Here is a 16,700-nt window from a genome sequence, read left to right as displayed (position 1 = left end):
TATCGACCGGCGGGCGCGCGGGCCGGATGAACGGTAGCGCCGGCTGGGTCGTTACCAAGCAAAAGATTTTCTGCATGGTCCCCCGTAATGATCACCTCTGGATCGGCCTGGCCGTCTCCATTTTCGTTTCCGTCGTCGCTTATGGCCTTTTCCTGCAGCTGGGCGAGTGGCTGACGGCGGGCGCCGGCCGGGAAATCGTATTCCGCCCGCGGACCCTGGCGCTGATGGCCATCTGTCTGAACATCCTCCCCATGAACGTATTTCGCCGCACCTACCGCACCCGCAGCCTGAAGGGACTGGTCATCGGCGTGATGATCCTGGCTGCGGCATGGTTCTTCTACTATGGTCGGGAATTACTTAACGGCTAGAATTGCTCGAGTTGCTGGTGGGGGGCTTCTCCGTTGTCGGATGCCGCCGTCGTTTCCAGCCCCTGCGGCTGCAGGCTGGCCTCGATCGTTTGCAGACTGGTGAGGGCCCGGTGGTTCGTCAGGTCGTGCAGGCTGGGCACCAGTGACACGTAGCCGTGCTGCAGGGCGTAGGCATCGGTGTCCGTGCGCTCGTCTTCGTTGACGAAGCGGCCGGTGAGCCAGTAGTAGGGGCGGCCGCGGGGGTCTTCCGAGCGGGTATATTCTTCCACCCAGCGGGCTTCGGCCTGCCGGCATACTTTCAGTCCGCGGATCTGGTCGGCGGGCAGGTCGGGAATGTTGACGTTGAAGAGGCTGCCCTCGGCCATGCCGTTGGTGAGTACGAAATCGACCAGGTGGCGCACGTAGGGCAGGCAGGGGGTGAAGTCGGCGTCGGCCCGGTAGTTCAGGAAACTGAATCCGATACTCGGGATGCCTTCCAGGCTGGCTTCCATCGCGGCGGAGAGGGTGCCGCTGTACAGGATATTGATGGCGGCGTTGCTGCCGTGGTTGATGCCGGACAGGCACAGGTCCGGGGTGCGGCCGTTGAGCAATACGCTTTTGGCCAGTTTCACGCAGTCGACCGGTGTGCCGCTGCACTCGTAGGCTTCCACGTCTTCGCCGAGGGCGTCGCTTTCCCGTACGAATACCGGTACACTGATGGTGATCGCGTGGCCCTGGGCCGATTGGGGGCTGTCGGGTGCCACGACGAGCACGTCGCCGAATTCTTTGGCTACGCTGACCAGCGCCGCGATGCCGCCGGCGGTAATGCCGTCGTCGTTGGTTACCAGGATGAGGGGTCGGGACATAGGGTAGTGTTGTAGACCGTTCCAACGACGGGGCCCGCGCTTGGGTTGCCGTGACGGGCCGCTATCTTCGCCACATGCCGACCGAATTGCCCTGGTACCGTCGTCCGGCGGTGCAGGCCGCCGCCCTGTTCCTGTTCAGTTGCCTGCTCTACGTCAATACGCTGGGCCACGACTTCGTACTCGACGACGCGATCGTGATCACCGACAACACCGTAGTGCAACGGGGCGTGGCCGGATGGGCCGATCTGTTTACGCACGACACCTTTTACGGATTCTTCGGAGAGCGCGATCGGGAAGCCCTCGTGGCCGGTGGGCGCTACCGCCCCCTCACGCCGGCCCTCTTCGCGCTGGAGGGGGAATGGGCGCCTGGCCCCTTCCTGTATCACCTGCTAAACGTATTGTGGTACGGTCTGCTCTCCGTGGTGCTGCTGGGCATGGTGCGGGAGCTGCAGCGGGGGTACCCAGTGCCTTGGTGGACGGCCTTCGCCGCCGCCGCCCTTTTCGCCGCCCACCCCGTTCACACCGAAGCCGTGGCCAACATCAAGGGCCGGGACGAAATCCTGGCGTTGGCCGGCGCGGCGGGCAGCGCGTGGCTGGTGCTGCGCATGGCGCGTGTCGGAGCCAACTGGTGGCAGGGTGCGCTGGCCTTTTTGTTGTTTTTTCTGGGATGTCTGGCGAAGGAAAACGCCATCACCTTTCTGGCGGTCATATCCCTGATGCTTTACGCCCGGGGGCGGGGTGGGTACCGTCACCTTATTCCCGTGGCAGTGGCGGCCGTAGCCTATCTCGCGCTGCGCTTTGCCGTGATTGGCATCTCACTGGGCGACCCCGCCCTGGAACTTATGAATAATCCTTTCCTGCGGGAAGACAATGGGCAGCTGGTCGCGCTGTCTTTTCTCGAGCGGATGCCCACGGTATTGTTCACCGCGCTCTTGTACCTCAAACTGCTCTTTTTCCCCACGAACCTCGTGCACGACTATTATCCAGCCGCCATTGAAATCAAGGAGTGGCTCGACCCGCTTGTCTGGATAAGTTTGCTGTGCCACCTGGCCCTGCTCTTCTGGTCGGCCCGGAACCTGCGTTCGCGCCATAGCCTCATCGCGGTGGGGGTACTATTGTATATGCTTACGCTGTCGATCGTGAGCAACCTGTTCTTCAGCGTGGGGACATTCCTGAGCGAGCGCTTCCTGTTCATGCCCTCGCTGGGTTTCGTACTGGCATTGACGGCGGGACTGTGTCGCTGGCCGCCCGGTCGCTGGCTGTTGCCGGCGGTGGTGGTGATCTGGTCGGTCCTGACCGTGCAGCGCAACCCCGCGTGGCAGGATAACTACACCCTCTTCACCACCGACCTGAAACGGCAACCGCGCAGCGCCAAGTTGCTGAACGCCGCGGCGGGTGCCCGGCTCGACCGTTACCAGTCTGTGCCCGAAGAAAGGCGCGCCGCGCAAACCACCCTGTTGAGCACCGCCGAAGACCACCTCAACGACGCACTGGCCATCCACCCACGGTACGGTAATGCCTATTTGCTGCGGGGGAACGCGCGGCTGCTGCAGGACCGGTATGATGAAGCCATAGCCGACTACCACGCCGCCGCCACCTGGGGAGTAGATCGGGCCACGGTGGACCAAAATCTGGTGATCGCCCTGCAACGCGCGGGCCGTGTAGCCGGAGAAGAACGTAACGACCTGAACGCCGCGCTCGGCTACCTGCAACAGGCGGAAACGCTGGATCGCGACAACTATGAGACCGTACGCCTGCTTGGGCTGGTGCACGGGATGAGCGGACGCACGGAAATGGCGGTCGACTATTTTTCCCGGGCGCTGCGCCTGGACCCTGATAACGAAGGCGCACAACGCAACCTGGAGATTGCGCGGCAACAGCTACGGCAACAGCGGTCGGATTCAGGTGAGTAATTGCCGCCGCCGCAATTGACGCATCACGGCGGTATAGCCGAAAACGGAGGCCATGATCAGCAGTGCGCCCCAGTAGAAGGTGGGGCTGAGTTCCTGGGCGTCGTCGAGCAGAAAGTAAGCCAGGAATATGCCGTACACCGGTTCGAGGTTGACCGTCAGGTTGGAGGCGAAGGCAGATAGCTTACTGAGGGAGCGCAGTGAGAGAAAAAAGGTCAGCGTAGTGCAGAGCAGCGACAGCACCAGCAGGTAGAACCAGTCGAGCGGTGCCGGCCAGAAATGTTCCCCGCCGAAGGGGATGAGGAATGGCGTCAGGAAGAGGGTAGCGGCCCCCAGTTCGATAAAGGTGATGCGCTGCGGATTGCTGCTGCCGATGTACTTTTTGTTGAGGGAAGTGAAGACGGATACCAGGGCGGCCGACAGCAGTCCGACGCCGATGCCTATGTTCATGGCGGTGTCGACGCCGTCGACCACCAACCAGATACCGGGCAGGATGAACAGTCCGAGCAGGAGCTCAAACCAGCGAAAGGGCCGACCGACGATGAGGGGCTCGAGGAGGCTCGAGAACAGGGAAGTGGTGGCCATGCAGATGAGCGCGATGCTGGCGTTGGCCAGTTTAATGGCTCCATAGAAGGTGACCCAGTGGAGGGCGACGATAACGCCGATACCCGCCAGGAGTCCGAAACGTCGCCAGCCCAGTTCATCGATCACGCGGTGGATGCGCACGAAAAAAATGAGGCTCAGGGAGGTAAGTAACACCCGCCACCAGACGAGGGTAAGGGCGGAGAGTTGGATCAGGTCGCCGAGGATGGCGGTAAAACCCCACAGGAAAACGGCCAGGTGGAGCTCGAGGTAAGCCCGCTCTTCGGTATACGCCATAGTGTCAGGAAGGTACTGTCAGCGTGTCTAATGCTCCTGACAGCCCAGTTCGCCCAGCAGGCTTTCGTGCTCTTTCAGTAACTGTCGACTCAGTTCGAGCAACTGAAGGTAATGTCCGGCGAAAAGTTCAGCCTCCTTACAGGGCTTGTCAAGCGATTCCCGTTTGTAACGGAAGAGGTCATAGGAAGAACTGATGAGGTGGTCTAGTTCGGCCTTGCGCTTGCGGTAGGCGTCGAAACGCTCCACCTGTTCGGCCTGCCGTTTGCTGCGGGCCAAGGCCAGTTCGGCGGAATCACTGAGGTCCAGACGGGTAAAATCCCGGGTGGAGATGTCGAACAGGTTGCTGATACGCAGCAATTTGCAGATGCTGGGCTCGGCGGAACCACTCTCGTAACTGGCGATGTTGCCGCGGTTCAGGCCCACCTTTTCGGCCAGTTCCGTCTGCGACCAACCCGCCTGTTTTCGGAGCAGGCGCAGGTTTGAAGCAATGAAATTGGGTAACTGAGCCTCCTCGGAGAGGGTAGTGAGAGCAGAGTCCTTGTTTTTCATTTGTTCCGTGAGCTGGTACGCCTAGTTTACACTTTGATGACGATGATAGTTGCTCTATGTCAAATTTTTTTACTGTAGCTACGTTTTATGAGGCTTTTGGTACGAAATTTGCAGAATTTCAGGGTACAACCGCCCGTCATTATTTGCAAATCGACGCTGGGAAGATTAGTTTTGTAAAAAAATTTGACAGGCACAAGATGAAGAAGATGACTGCAACTAAGCAACAACAGAAAGATATTCAAGATTTATTATCCACCATCACCAATAGCCTGCGCGCCTTCAGCCTCAAGCTGACCGGCAATATGAACGACGCCGAAGACCTCTATCAGGATACCGCCCTGCGCATCATGACCAATGCGGAGAAGTATAACCCCGGCACCAACTTCAAGGCCTGGGCCGTCACTATTATGCGGAATATATTCATCAATAATTACCGCAAGAAGGTCCGGCGCAACCTGATCATCGATCAGACTCCCAACAACTACTATATCAACAGCGGAAACAAGACCGTCCTCAACGACGGCGAAAGCGAGGTGACCTTCAACGAACTCCAGGAGCTCGTCGATCGCCTGCCCGACGATTTCCGCGTGCCTTTCCTGATGGCCTACCAGGGCTACAAGTACGACGAGATCGCCGAGCAACTCGGCAGCCCACTGGGTACAATCAAGTCGCGCATTTTCTTCGCCCGCAAGAAATTGCAGAAGATGTACGAGGAAATTATGCGCGAACGAAGCAGCGTCGCTTAAATTTCCGGCGTTGTACGGTAATTATTGTATTTTTGCCACTAAGTGTGTGGTACAGTTGTTATAGGTTGTAACTTACACTGAGTTATTTTATACACTAAGAACGACTAAGATCCAGTAACTTTTGCTTTTGCTTTTGGTTTGGCTGCACCCTGGCAGGGCTTTATGCCCCGTATCCGTGCAGCAGTCTGAGGCGTAATCGCCGGGCATCCGCCTGGCCGAGCAAACGCCCCTGTGGCCCCCGGCCTTCCATTTAGCGGGACCGCCAGCAAGCACTGCCATTTAGGTGTTGGATCCAACATTTCCATCGTACATGCCTGACAGCATAGCCATATTCTGGGATTTTACCCAGCTGCACGAGACCCTGCTCACTGCGGCCAACGACGGCAACCCGTACCGTGTTTCACCGACGGTCGATCAGCCGGAAGTGGTGGACGTGGAATGCCTGCTGTCGTACGCCGATGAAGTTGGCCAGGTGGTGCTCAATCGCCTGTACGCCGACTGGCGACCCTTCACCGGCTACGCCGAGGTGCTCAGCGAAGCACCGGTAGAACTGATCCAACTCTTCCCCAACAAGCTTGGCAATACCTCCATCAACCGCCAGCTGACGGTCGACGTCACCTCCCACCTGCAATCGCCCGAGCGCGCGGACCTGATCCTCATCATCGGTGGCGGTAGCGAATACCGCCAACTGCGGCAGATTATCCACGACCAGGGGTCACGCCTCATCGGCGTCGGGGTGGAAGACGTCACGGACAACTTCTGGATCGAGAGCTGCGACGACTTCAAGTTCTACCACCGCCTCGGGTGCCGTAAACTTTACACCGGCCCCCTCGACAGTGTTTCTTTGGACGCGGAACGCGCCCGCACCCTCCTCACCGCCGCCATGAACCAGTTGGCACACTACTACGGTACGGAGTGGATCCAGCAGGTGCGCATCAAACCCGCCATTATCCGGCAGGATCCGGATTTCGACGAGGGACTTATCGGCTACGAGGCCTTCAGCCACTTTCTGCGTGACCAGTCCGACTTGCTCGAACGGCGCCACCGGGAAGGCGAACAGGAGCCGGAATACCGTCTGCTGACGGGTACCACCCAACCCGCCGCCACTACGACCGATCGCGACCGCAATCCCGAACAACTGGCGGCCTACTACCTGCGGGTGGCCGGTCAGCAGGGCATCCGCATGCCCGATCCAGTGATCATGTGGGAGGGCATTGACGTCTACGCCAGTTTCCTTGTCGACAACATCACCTTTCACTCTTTCTCCGAGATCGACCAGGAGTGCCTGCGTCTGCTGCGGGAAGATTTCCCGACGCTGTCCATGACCGAGGTGAAGAAGGTGCGGCAGGTACTCTTCAAATGCTTTCTGTTCCGCCCCTCCGTCGATGACACCATCGGCTTCCACGACGAGATTACCGGGCTGGCCGATATTGAAGACCGCTACTTCGAGCTTATGCTGGCCCGCATTGGTAACAATCTCGAGGAGCCCCTGGACTATACGGCCCTTTCACTGGCCCTGACCGGCAATCCCGACCAGGCCGACCGACTCATGGCCCTAGACGAAGGGGAAGAGGAGTAGGGCAGGGGGGCGCCGGCGCGCGGGTGCCGGCTAGAGAGAAATGAAGCGAGCCGGTCCGGTTTCTATCCCCGTCTATCGTGGCCGCAGACTGCGGGTCAGGTGCTACATTAGCGACTACCCTAAACCAATTATATGGTCCGTCTTTCCGTCAACCTTAATAAAGTAGCCCTCATCCGCAACAGCCGCGGGGCCAATTACCCCGACCTTGTCCGCGTAGCCACCGACTGCGAGCGCTTCGGGGCGCAGGGCATTACCATTCACCCCCGGCCGGACCAGCGTCACGCCCGTTACGACGACGTAGCCGCACTGAAAGAGGCCGTGACCACGGAGCTCAACATCGAGGGCTACCCCTCAGAGAAGTTTTTGCGGGTCGTGCTGGCCGCGCAACCCGATCAGGTTACCCTCGTACCCGACGAACCCGGACAACTCACCAGCGACCACGGATGGGATACCATTGGTCGGAAGAATGAACTGCGCGACATAATCACACGGCTGCGGGAGGGTGGTATCCGAACGTCGATTTTCGTAGACCCGGATCCCGCCATCCTCGAGGGGGCGGCTGCCATTGAAACCGATCGCATAGAATTTTATACAGGTCCGTACGCCAACGGCTACGGAAGCGACCGCGCGGCCGCCGTCGCGCCTTTTGCCGCCGCCAGCCGGCGGGCCGCAGAACTCGGACTCGGCATCAATGCCGGCCACGACCTGAACCTTGATAACCTGGCCTACTTTTCCCAGCAACTACCTGATTTACAGGAAGTAAGCATCGGTCATGCCCTCATCAGCGACGCCCTTTACTACGGTTTGTCCAACACGATTCAGCTGTACCTGCAGCGGCTGAGTCGGGGGGCTGAAAAAATCGATGAAGTGAAGTAGGGAATTGACCAAATAAAGGGTAAGTCCGACGGGAAAGGAGCAAGAAATTAAATTAATGGTTGTTCAGGCAGCGAAATAATTTAACTTTGCGTTCATCTTTCGGGGAATTGTTCCCGTCACCGTAGGTTGAATTCGCATGACGTGCATGCCTTACTAGTATAAAAATCCACCGCTGCCTACGTAATCAACTCAGCAGTACTCCATCCACCTATCCCTTCGAATCACTGCGGGCCTTTGCCCCCTTGTCGCTAACCATATTTTGTAACCATTGAGACTAAGTAATCAACTAAAACTTCAACTAGCATGAGAAGACTTTCACTAGTGATTGCCTTCGTCTGTTTCGCCTTTGGCATAGCCATGGCCCAACGGACGATCAGCGGTACGGTGACGGATAAATCCGGCCAGCCCCTGATTGGCGCTTCTATTTTAGTCAAGGGTACCACTTCCGGTACCGTAACTGACATCGACGGCAAGTTTGCCCTCGAAGTGCCCACGCCGGCCGAATTCCTTATCGTAAGCTACACCGGCTTTTCCACCCTCGAATACCCTGTAGATGGTATCTCCAGCGAGGTAACCATCGAACTCAGCGAGTCGGCCAGCCAGCTCAATGAGGTGGTCGTAACCGCCCTGGGTATCCGTAAGGAGAAAAAAGCCCTGGGCTACTCCGTCGCCACCATCGGCTCTGGCCAGGTGGAGAACCGCGTCGAATCGGACGTGGGACGTATCCTCCGCGGCAAGGCAGCAGGCGTAGACATCACCCAGACTTCTGGTATCGCCGGATCGGGTACGAACATCATCATCCGGGGTTACAGCTCGATCAACGGCACCAACCAGCCGCTGTTCGTAGTGGATGGTGTACCGTTCAACTCCAACACCAACTCCGACCTCGGTTCCCGTCAGGGGGGAGCAACGGCCTCCAGCCGCTTCCTCGACCTTGACCCGAACAACATCGCCGAGATCAACGTCCTTAAAGGCCTCTCCGCTACCGTACTCTACGGTGAGCAGGGTGCCAACGGCGTTATCCTGGTGACGACCAAGAACGGTCAGGGTGGATCCGAAGCCCAGAAAGGCTTCGAGGTTAGCGTAACCCAGGGCGTCGCCCGTACCGAGGTAGCCAACCTTCCCGATTACCAGAACACCTACGGTAACGGATTCTCCGGCAACTTCGGATGGTTCTTCTCCAACTGGGGACCCGCCTTCGACGTACGCGGACAGAACGGCATCGCCGAAGACGGAACTGTAGAGCACCCCCTCGACCAGGACCGCTACAACGAAGCGTTTCCCGAGTATGAAGGTGCCCGCTACGACTACAAGCCGTACGATAACGTAACCGAGTTCTTCAACACCGGAACGGTGCTCAACACCAGCGTCAGCGTCGACCGTAACTTCGGTAACGGCATCAGCTTCAACGCCAACTACAGCCACCTGGACGATACCGGCTTTACGCCCAACAACTTCTACCAGAAGCACAACGCCGGCGTAGGTGGTAAGGTCACCCTGGACAACGGACTCCGCATCCAGACCAGCCTGAACATCGTGAGCAGCGACCGTCAGGCACCCCCCGCCTCGTTCAACTACGGATCCAACCCCTCCGGTGGTGACGCTTCCGTATTTGCCAACGTTCTGTACACGCCGCGCTCGATCGACCTAGTCGGCCTGCCATTCCAGAACCCCATCGACGGAAGCCAGGTGTACTACCGCCGCGGCTCCGCCATCCAGAACCCGCTCTGGGGTGTCAACAACATGTTTGACAAGGAAGTCGTCAACCGCTACTTCGGTAACGTAGGCCTTCAGTACGACCTGACCGACTGGCTCACTGCCCAGTACCGGATCGGCGTCGACGCCTACACTCAGGAGAACCGCCGCGAGATCAACCGTGGTGGTAGCCAGATCCCCGACGGTGTACTGCTCAGCACCACCCGGCGGAATACCATCGTCGACCACGTTTTCAACGTCAGTTTCGATACCGACCTGAGCGATGCCTTCAACCTGAGTGGTGTGGTTGGCTACAACGAACGGATCGACAAATTCGATCTGGTCGGCGTAAACAGCACCAATCAATTCATCTTTGACCTGTTCACCCAGGACAACTTCATCGAGCACAACGGTTTCCAGTCTATCCAGGATGAAGCCTACCGCGGTGTATACGCCAGCCTTACCGCCGGATTCAACCGCTACCTCTACCTGACGGCTCAGGCCCGTAACGACTGGAGCTCCACCCTGGAGGCCGACCAGCGTTCCATCCTGTACCCCTCGGTCAGCGTCAGCTTCGTGCCTACCGATGCATTCGAAAGCCTGCAGGGCAGCCGGGTACTGAACTACCTGAAGCTGCGTGCCGGCTACGGTTCTTCGGCCCGTTTCCCCGACCCCTACACCACGCGTGCCATCCTCGGCTCGGGAACCAACGTTTCCCAGACCCCCGGCGGCACCCCGCTGAACATCAACGCCGTAAGCAACCGCCTCGGCAACCGCCTGCTGGAGCCCGAACTCATCGGCGAACTTGAATTCGGCGTGGAAGGTCGTTTCTTCAACAACCGCGTGGGAATCGACGTAAGTCTCTACGACAAGCAGTCGAGCGACCTGCTGGTCGACCTGCCGCTTGACCCCGCCAGCGGTTACACCACCACCCAGATCAACGCCGCCGAGGTATCCAACAAGGGTATCGAAGCACAGCTGAACCTCGTTCCCTTCAAGGGCGACTTCACCTGGGACGCTACGCTGAACTTTACGAGAAACAAGAACATTGTAGAAAGCCTGACCGACGGCGTGGAAGAAATTGCCTTTGCGGGTTTCTCCAACCTGGGCAACTTCGCCATCCCCGGCCAGCCCTTCGGCGTCATCCAGGGTATTCCCTACCAGCGCGGCCCCAATGGTGGACTGCTGGTGAACAACTCCGGTTCGTACGAGCCCGGTAACGACATCGACATCATCGGTGATCCGAACCCGAACTACACCATGAACTGGTTGAACACCATCAGCTACAAGGGCTTGAGCTTCTTCTTCCAGTGGAGCTACACCGACGGTGGTGATATCTACTCCGTAACGACCGCCACCATGCTGGCGCGTGGTCTGACCACCGATACCGAATTTGACCGCTTCCTCCCGCTGATCCTCGAAGGAGAAGACAGTGAAGGCAACCCCAACAACATCCAGGGTTACGCCGGTGACTACTTCTTCGATGCCTACTTCAATGCCGATGAAGGCTCGATCTTTGACGGAACCGTTGTTCGTTTGCGCGAAGTAGCCCTGAGCTACGCACTACCCGCCAGCTTGCTTGAGCGTACCCCCTTCGGATCGATCAGCCTGCGGGTTTCCGGTGAGAACCTGTTTTACAACGCCCCCAACTTCCCCGAAGGCGTAAACTTCGACCCCGAAGTGCTTTCCCTGGGCGTTGGAAACGGACGTGGCTTCGACTTCCTGACCGGTCCTACCGCCAAGAAGTACGGTGCTAACCTGACCCTCACCTTCTAATCAAACCAAACGAAAACGAAAACAAGCAACTGAATATGAACTTGTTTAAAAAATGTTTACTGGTAGTCTCGGTACTGTCGGTTGCAGCCTGCACCGACCTGGACGAACTACTGGTCAACCCCAACGGAGTTTCGCCCGACCAGGCCGATGCCTCCTCGCTGTACAACAGCATTCAACTGACCTTCAACGACGTCCAGAACGACCCGTACTTCTTTGCTGCCGGACTGGCCCGCATGGACGCTGAAACCGGAGGTTTTACCTATACCGCCACCCATCAGCCGACGGAGTTCGACGGAATGTGGGAAGCCTTCTACGCTGGCTTCCTTCCGGACGCCGACGCCTTCATCGCACTGGCTGAGCCCCTGGGGCAGGACGCCGCCGCCGCTTCGGTCAAAATCATGAAAGCCTACGGCTACATGCAGTTTGCCGACCTCTTCGGCGACGTTCCCTTCGACGAAGCCGGACAGGGCAACAGCGAAAACCAGATCACCAACCCGACCCGGACCCCCGGAGCGGAAGTGTACGCCAGTGCCAACGCGCTGCTGGACGAAGCTATCGCTCAGCTGGAAGGTGCTGATGATTTCGAGCTTGCTTTCGACAACTTCTACGGAGGCAGTGCTGAAGACTGGGCTACCCTGGCCCGGACGCTGAAGTTGCGCAACGCCGTTACCACCCGCCTCGTAGGCGGAGGAAGCGCCGTACAAAGTATCGTTGACGCCGGTGACATCATCGACGAGAACAACGAGAACTTCGAATGGCACTACGGCAGCAACCGTAACAACCCCAACAACCGTCACCCCTTCTACAACAACAGTTACGAGGACGACGACGGGGTGTACCAATCCAATTGGTACATGTGGTTGATGGCCGAATCGAAGGGCTTCATTGATCCCCGCACGCGTTACTACTTCTTCCGTCAGGACAAGAACATCTTCCCCGACGCCGTAGAAGACGACCCCAACGCTTTCGACTGCATCTTCACCGCCGTTCCGAACCCCGACGTTATCCCACCCTGGTACGAAGCCGTAAGTGAGGATATGCCCTACTGCCTCGGCAGCTACAGCCTGGGTTACTTCGGACGCGATCACCTGAATGGTTCCGGTATTCCGCCAGACGGACAGTACCGTACGGTCTTCGGACTCTACCCTGCAGGCGGACGCTACGACGACGGTCAGACCAACGAGACCGTACAGAACGGTGGTACCGACGGCGCCCTGGGTGCCGGCATCGAGCCGATCTGGCAGGCATCGTTCACCCACTTCATCCTGGCCGAGGCCGCGCTGACGGGCAACTACGACGGCGACGCCGGGGAGTTGCTGAAGGAAGCTATCCAGCTGTCGTTCGACCGCGTGACTTCTTTCGAAAGCCTGGTTGACGGAGGTACCGTTATCGCCACCACTCCGGTGACCGTAACGATTGCCGACACCTACGCCGGTGACGAAAGCGTCGAAGAGTACATCGAGTACGTCATGGAGGAATACGAGGATGCCGACGATACCGGCAAACTCGCCATCGTGGCCCGTGAGTATCTCATCGCCCTGTACGGCAACGGACTGGAAGCGTACAACCTGTACCGCCGGACCTGTCTGCCCATGGACGTTCAGCCGGGAATCGATCCTAACCCGGGCAGCTTCATCCGTTCGGCCCTGTACCCCTCGGTACACATCAACCGCAACCTGAACGCTACCCAGAAGGCATCCTTCACCGAACCCGTTTTCTGGGATACCAACGATGCCAGCTGTAACTACTAGTAGTAGCGCTAACCTAACTTAATCTGCTGCCTTCCCGGCTCTGCCGGGCCGGGAAGGCTAAAACATAAAATATGTTCCATAAATCATTGCTTTTCCTGGCCCTGATCGCGCTCGTGGTAGCCGGTTGTGCCGACCCGGAAAAGACTCCAATTGTGACCCAGGACACCCTTCTGTTCGGTGCCTTCCCCCGCCTTGTAGAGTTGCGGGCCGGTGAATTTGACCTGGCTAATCTCGCCACCTCCGCCTACGAAATGGAAGTCGACTTCGTCGACAACGCCGGCGGCGAGGACGTTGCCCAATACAACATCTACGTGGCTTTTGACGACAACAGCACCGCGGGTGGCCGTCAGGATTACTCCACGGAATCGAAGTTGTTCAAGACGTACGAGCCCTCCGATTTCCGCGCCGGACCCAACGGTAACCTCGGCGTAGACGTTTCCATCCCCTTCTCGGAAGTCGCCGCCTTCGTGGGCGTGCCCATCGATTCGGTACTTTCCGGTGATCGCTTCCAGGTGAAAACGGAGGTGGTCAAGGAGGACGGCCGCGTGTTCGGCTCGGCCAACTCGACTTCGGCCGTCACCAGCGCCTTCGGTGGCATCTTTGACTTCAACATCAATGCTACCTGCCCGCTGCCCGACGACCGGTTCTCCGGTGAGTACACCATCACCTACGGTTACGTATACGATGAGTTCGCGCTATTCGGCGCACCCGTGCAGGCCCTCGGTAACGAGCCCTTCTCGCGCACCGTCACCTTGAGCACGGTGGCCGGATCTACTACCCGCCGGACGTTTGACGTTGGCGTCTACGTGGCCCCCGGTTACAACTTCAATGGAGGAACCGTAACGCTCGACTTCGCCTGTAATGAAGTCCGCTCTACCGCCATCGACTCCGGTGCCGGTTGCGGATCAGGATCGATCGCCGCCACCCAGAAAGGTACGGCTCCCTTCTCCCTGACCGATGACTCCAGCTTCACCATCGAGTACACCGACTTCGGTGCCACCGATGGAGGTTGTGGCGTTGCGGGTCGTGACTTCAGCCTCGTATTTACCAAGAACTAACCGGCACTCCCGGTATAGCTTACGCCATGGGGCACCTTCCGTCGGAAGGTGCCCCATTTTGCTTTTATCGCTTTCGGTAACGGCCGGCCGACGAAGGTTTTTGCCGGGAATGGCCGCAACGTCATGGATATCTGCAACCGATTCCTATCTTACCTTTTCATCTAACCACGATCCGTGCAAATCAAGAAGAACGATAAGGAATACGACGTCGTCATCGTCGGTTCCGGCGCCGGTGGGGGTATGTCCGCCAAAATCCTTTCCGAAAATGGCCTGAAGGTGGCCATTATCGAGGCCGGACCCTACTTTGATCCGGCCGACAAAGACATGAAGACCCAGCTGCGGTGGCCCTGGGAAAGCCCGCGACGCGGCGCTTCCACGACCCGGCCCTTCGGCGATTACAACGCCGCCTTCGGCGGCTGGGAACTGCCCAACGAACCCTACGCTACGGTCGGGGATACCCGCTTCGAATGGTTCCGCTCCCGCATGCTCGGCGGGCGTACCAACCACTGGGGGCGCATCAGCCTGCGCTTCGGCCCCGATGACTTTCACCGCAAGGATCTCGACGGCCTCGGCGCCAACTGGCCCATCACCTACGAGGAGATCAAACCCTACTACGACCGGGTCGATAAACTCATCGGTGTCACCGGTACCAACGAAGGCCTCCACAACGACCCCGACGGCTACTTTCTGCCGCCGCCCAAACCGCGCCTTTCGGAACTCCTCTACACCAAGGCCGCTCGGGCCAACGGCGTACCGGTGTACCCCTCGCGGATGTCGATGCTCACCAAGAAGCTCAATGAGGACCGCGGCGTATGCTTCTACTGCGCCCAGTGCAGTCGATCCTGTGCGGTGTACGCCGACTTCAGCGCCGGCAGCTGCCTGATCTTTCCGGCCATGAAACACGGCGGGCAGATCGACCTGCTCGTGAACTGCATGGCCCGTGAGGTCATGACCGACGATACCGGCAAGGCCACCGCGGTCAGCTACGTCAGCAAGGACGACCGTCGTGAGTACGAGGTAAAGGGTAAGGTGATCGTCCTGGCCGCCTCGGCCTGTGAAACCGCTCGCCTGCTACTCAATTCCCGGATGAAGGGACAAACGAACGGGCTCGGCAACAGCAGCGGTACCGTGGGGCGCTACCTCCACGACAGCACCGGTGCCGGCATCTCGGGCTTTATCCCCAGCCTGATGAACCGGACGCGCTACAACGAAGACGGAATGGGTGGCATGCACGTCTACTCTCCATGGTGGGGCGACAACAAGAAACTCGACTTCCCGCGGGGCTACCACATCGAAATGGGCGGGTCCATGGGTATGCCGATGTACGGTTTCGGCGGCGGCCACAAGGAGATCCAGAAACTCCTCAACTACAAGGTTGGTGGCTACGGCAATCCACTGCTCAAGGAGATGAAGGAAGTCTACGGCGCCTACTTCTACATGGCCGGACGCGGGGAATCCGTGGCCCTCTACGACAACTACTGCGAGATCGACCCCACCGGCGTCGACGAGTGGGGCATTCCAACCCTGCGTTTCCACTACAAATGGACCGATCACGAGCGTCTGCAGGCCAAGCACATGCAGGAAACCTTCCGGTCCATCATGACCGATATGGGCGGCACGGTCCTGACCCCGGAGCGCACCTATGAGGAAGATTACGGCCTGCTCGCACCGGGCGCCATCATCCACGAAGTAGGTACGACGCGGATGGGCGACGACCCGCGCGACAGTGTGACCAACAAGTACGGCCGTCTGCACGACGTGCCCAACGTATTTGTCAATGACGCCGGCACCTTCGCCTCGCAGGCCGACAAGAACCCTACCTGGACCATCCTGGCACTGGCCATGCGCAACAGTGAGCACATCGTGTCCGAACTCAAAAAAATGAATATCTGATGGATCGCCGCAAAACACTAAAAACACTGCTGGGCGGCGCCGTTGGCACCGCGATCTTCACCCAGACCGGCTGCCGCAACGACGACCCGGTACCCGCCTCCGCCGTAGAACCCGAAAACACGGGATACGGCCTGCGCACCGCCTGGGAAGCCGAGCGGGAAGAGCTCCTCCGCGATCAGCGATTCTTCAGCGACTTTGAACTGGAGACGATCGGGGTGCTCGCGGATATTATCGTTCCCGCCGGTGAGGATCACCCGAAAGCCACCGATACCGGGGTGGTGGACTTCATCGAGTTCATGGCCAAGGACCAGCCCACCGTCCACCAGACGCGGCTGCGCGGCGGCCTGGCCTGGCTGAACGCCGAGAGCAGCAAACGCTACGACGGCAAGGCCTTCATCGAAGCCAGTCCCGAAGAGCAGATCGCCCTTGTCGACGATATCGCCTATCCCGAAGTGATCGAAGACGAGCCCCTGCACCCCATGGCGCCCGGCGTCCGCTTCTTCGACCATATGCGCTTCATGGTCATCACCGGCTTCTTTACCAGCAAGCCGGGGATCGACTATCTCGGCTACGTCGGCAACCAGCCGAACGTCTGGGACGGGGTGCCGCAGGAGGTCCTGGACAAGCACGGCCTAGCCTACGATGAGGAACTGTTGCCGAAGTACGTGGACCAGTCCCGCCGTACCATCACCGCCGAGTGGGACGACGACGGCAACCTGATCAGCTAGGGTATAATCCACTAGATAAAATGTACTTCGGAAATTGTAATTCTTAC

At 58.8% G+C, this 16,700-nt stretch carries 13 protein-coding genes; 10 read left to right on the top strand and 3 right to left on the bottom strand.

Annotated elements, in window-relative coordinates; genetic code table 11:
* Positions 1-74 precede the first annotated feature (74 nt).
* Positions 75-368, top strand: a complete 294-nt coding sequence (locus tag E4021_RS05915; RefSeq protein WP_136457371.1) for a hypothetical protein — start codon at positions 75-77, stop codon at positions 366-368.
* Here E4021_RS05915 and surE read toward each other — a convergent pair.
* Positions 365-1,213: a 5'/3'-nucleotidase SurE gene (surE, locus tag E4021_RS05910; protein ID WP_136457369.1), complete on the bottom strand. Its 849-nt coding sequence runs from the start codon at positions 1,211-1,213 to the stop codon at positions 365-367. The genes E4021_RS05915 and surE overlap by 4 nt on opposite strands.
* Positions 1,214-1,287: 74 nt before the next feature.
* Here surE and E4021_RS05905 point away from each other — a divergent pair, with 74 nt between their 5' ends.
* Positions 1,288-3,126 carry a tetratricopeptide repeat protein gene (locus tag E4021_RS05905; protein ID WP_136457367.1) on the top strand — a complete coding sequence of 613 codons (1,839 nt, stop codon included), beginning with the start codon at positions 1,288-1,290 and terminating at the stop codon, positions 3,124-3,126.
* Here the strand turns inward: E4021_RS05905 and E4021_RS05900 are convergent.
* Together E4021_RS05900 and E4021_RS05895 are read right to left on the bottom strand one after the other, a co-directional pair.
* On the bottom strand, positions 3,115-4,002 hold the full coding sequence (locus E4021_RS05900; protein WP_136457365.1) for a DMT family transporter: 888 nt from the start codon (positions 4,000-4,002) through the stop codon (positions 3,115-3,117). The genes E4021_RS05905 and E4021_RS05900 overlap by 12 nt on opposite strands.
* A 27-nt stretch (positions 4,003-4,029) precedes the next feature.
* Positions 4,030-4,551 (bottom strand): helix-turn-helix domain-containing protein, encoded by a 522-nt coding sequence (locus tag E4021_RS05895; protein WP_136457363.1) that lies wholly within the window; start codon positions 4,549-4,551, stop codon positions 4,030-4,032.
* Positions 4,552-4,757: 206 nt separating this feature from the next.
* On the opposite strand from E4021_RS05895, the gene E4021_RS05890 reads away from it, so the two are divergent.
* The 8 genes from E4021_RS05890 (at position 4,758) to E4021_RS05855 (ending at position 16,653) form a co-directional block, all read left to right on the top strand.
* Positions 4,758-5,297 carry an RNA polymerase sigma factor gene (locus tag E4021_RS05890; protein WP_099107418.1) on the top strand — a complete coding sequence of 180 codons (540 nt, stop codon included), beginning with the start codon at positions 4,758-4,760 and terminating at the stop codon, positions 5,295-5,297.
* Positions 5,298-5,607: 310 nt separating this feature from the next.
* A complete protein-coding gene (locus E4021_RS05885) occupies positions 5,608-6,876 on the top strand; it encodes an NYN domain-containing protein (protein WP_136457361.1) in 1,269 nt (422 codons plus the stop codon).
* A 132-nt stretch (positions 6,877-7,008) separates the two neighbouring features.
* Entirely contained in the window at positions 7,009-7,752 is a 744-nt protein-coding gene (locus E4021_RS05880) for a pyridoxine 5'-phosphate synthase (protein WP_136457359.1), read from the top strand.
* Between the two features lie 303 nt (positions 7,753-8,055).
* The gene (locus tag E4021_RS05875) at positions 8,056-11,223 is read left to right on the top strand and encodes a SusC/RagA family TonB-linked outer membrane protein (RefSeq protein ID WP_136457357.1); all 3,168 of its coding nucleotides are present in this window, start codon (positions 8,056-8,058) and stop codon (positions 11,221-11,223) included.
* Between the two features lie 35 nt (positions 11,224-11,258).
* Positions 11,259-12,974, top strand: coding sequence for a SusD/RagB family nutrient-binding outer membrane lipoprotein (locus E4021_RS05870; RefSeq protein WP_136457355.1), 1,716 nt, complete (start codon positions 11,259-11,261; stop codon positions 12,972-12,974).
* A gap of 71 nt (positions 12,975-13,045) precedes the next feature.
* Positions 13,046-14,032 carry a hypothetical protein gene (locus E4021_RS05865; protein WP_136457353.1) on the top strand — a complete coding sequence of 329 codons (987 nt, stop codon included), beginning with the start codon at positions 13,046-13,048 and terminating at the stop codon, positions 14,030-14,032.
* 174 nt (positions 14,033-14,206) lie between these two features.
* Positions 14,207-15,925: a GMC oxidoreductase gene (locus tag E4021_RS05860; RefSeq protein ID WP_136457351.1), complete on the top strand. Its 1,719-nt coding sequence runs from the start codon at positions 14,207-14,209 to the stop codon at positions 15,923-15,925.
* Positions 15,925-16,653, top strand: coding sequence for a gluconate 2-dehydrogenase subunit 3 family protein (locus E4021_RS05855; RefSeq protein WP_136457349.1), 729 nt, complete (start codon positions 15,925-15,927; stop codon positions 16,651-16,653). Before E4021_RS05860 ends, E4021_RS05855 begins: the two co-directional genes overlap by 1 nt.
* Positions 16,654-16,700 lie beyond the last annotated feature (47 nt).

This window comes from Neolewinella litorea (genome assembly GCF_004803465.1).
GTDB lineage: Bacteria > Bacteroidota > Bacteroidia > Chitinophagales > Saprospiraceae > Neolewinella > Neolewinella litorea.
The sequence above is the reverse complement of the archived record's forward strand: the minus strand, read 5'-3'. Positions and strand labels throughout refer to the sequence as shown.

Coding starts and splice junctions, on each gene's coding strand:
- E4021_RS05905 (WP_136457367.1), top strand. CDS start 1,288: ATGCCGACCGAATTGCCCTGGTACCGTCGTCCGGCGGTGCAGGCCGCC.
- E4021_RS05900 (WP_136457365.1), bottom strand. CDS start 4,002: ATGGCGTATACCGAAGAGCGGGCTTACCTCGAGCTCCACCTGGCCGTT.
- E4021_RS05880 (WP_136457359.1), top strand. CDS start 7,009: ATGGTCCGTCTTTCCGTCAACCTTAATAAAGTAGCCCTCATCCGCAAC.
- surE (WP_136457369.1), bottom strand. CDS start 1,213: ATGTCCCGACCCCTCATCCTGGTAACCAACGACGACGGCATTACCGCC.
- E4021_RS05875 (WP_136457357.1), top strand. CDS start 8,056: ATGAGAAGACTTTCACTAGTGATTGCCTTCGTCTGTTTCGCCTTTGGC.
- E4021_RS05870 (WP_136457355.1), top strand. CDS start 11,259: ATGAACTTGTTTAAAAAATGTTTACTGGTAGTCTCGGTACTGTCGGTT.
- E4021_RS05855 (WP_136457349.1), top strand. CDS start 15,925: ATGGATCGCCGCAAAACACTAAAAACACTGCTGGGCGGCGCCGTTGGC.
- E4021_RS05915 (WP_136457371.1), top strand. CDS start 75: ATGGTCCCCCGTAATGATCACCTCTGGATCGGCCTGGCCGTCTCCATT.
- E4021_RS05885 (WP_136457361.1), top strand. CDS start 5,608: ATGCCTGACAGCATAGCCATATTCTGGGATTTTACCCAGCTGCACGAG.
- E4021_RS05865 (WP_136457353.1), top strand. CDS start 13,046: ATGTTCCATAAATCATTGCTTTTCCTGGCCCTGATCGCGCTCGTGGTA.
- E4021_RS05895 (WP_136457363.1), bottom strand. CDS start 4,551: ATGAAAAACAAGGACTCTGCTCTCACTACCCTCTCCGAGGAGGCTCAG.
- E4021_RS05890 (WP_099107418.1), top strand. CDS start 4,758: ATGACTGCAACTAAGCAACAACAGAAAGATATTCAAGATTTATTATCC.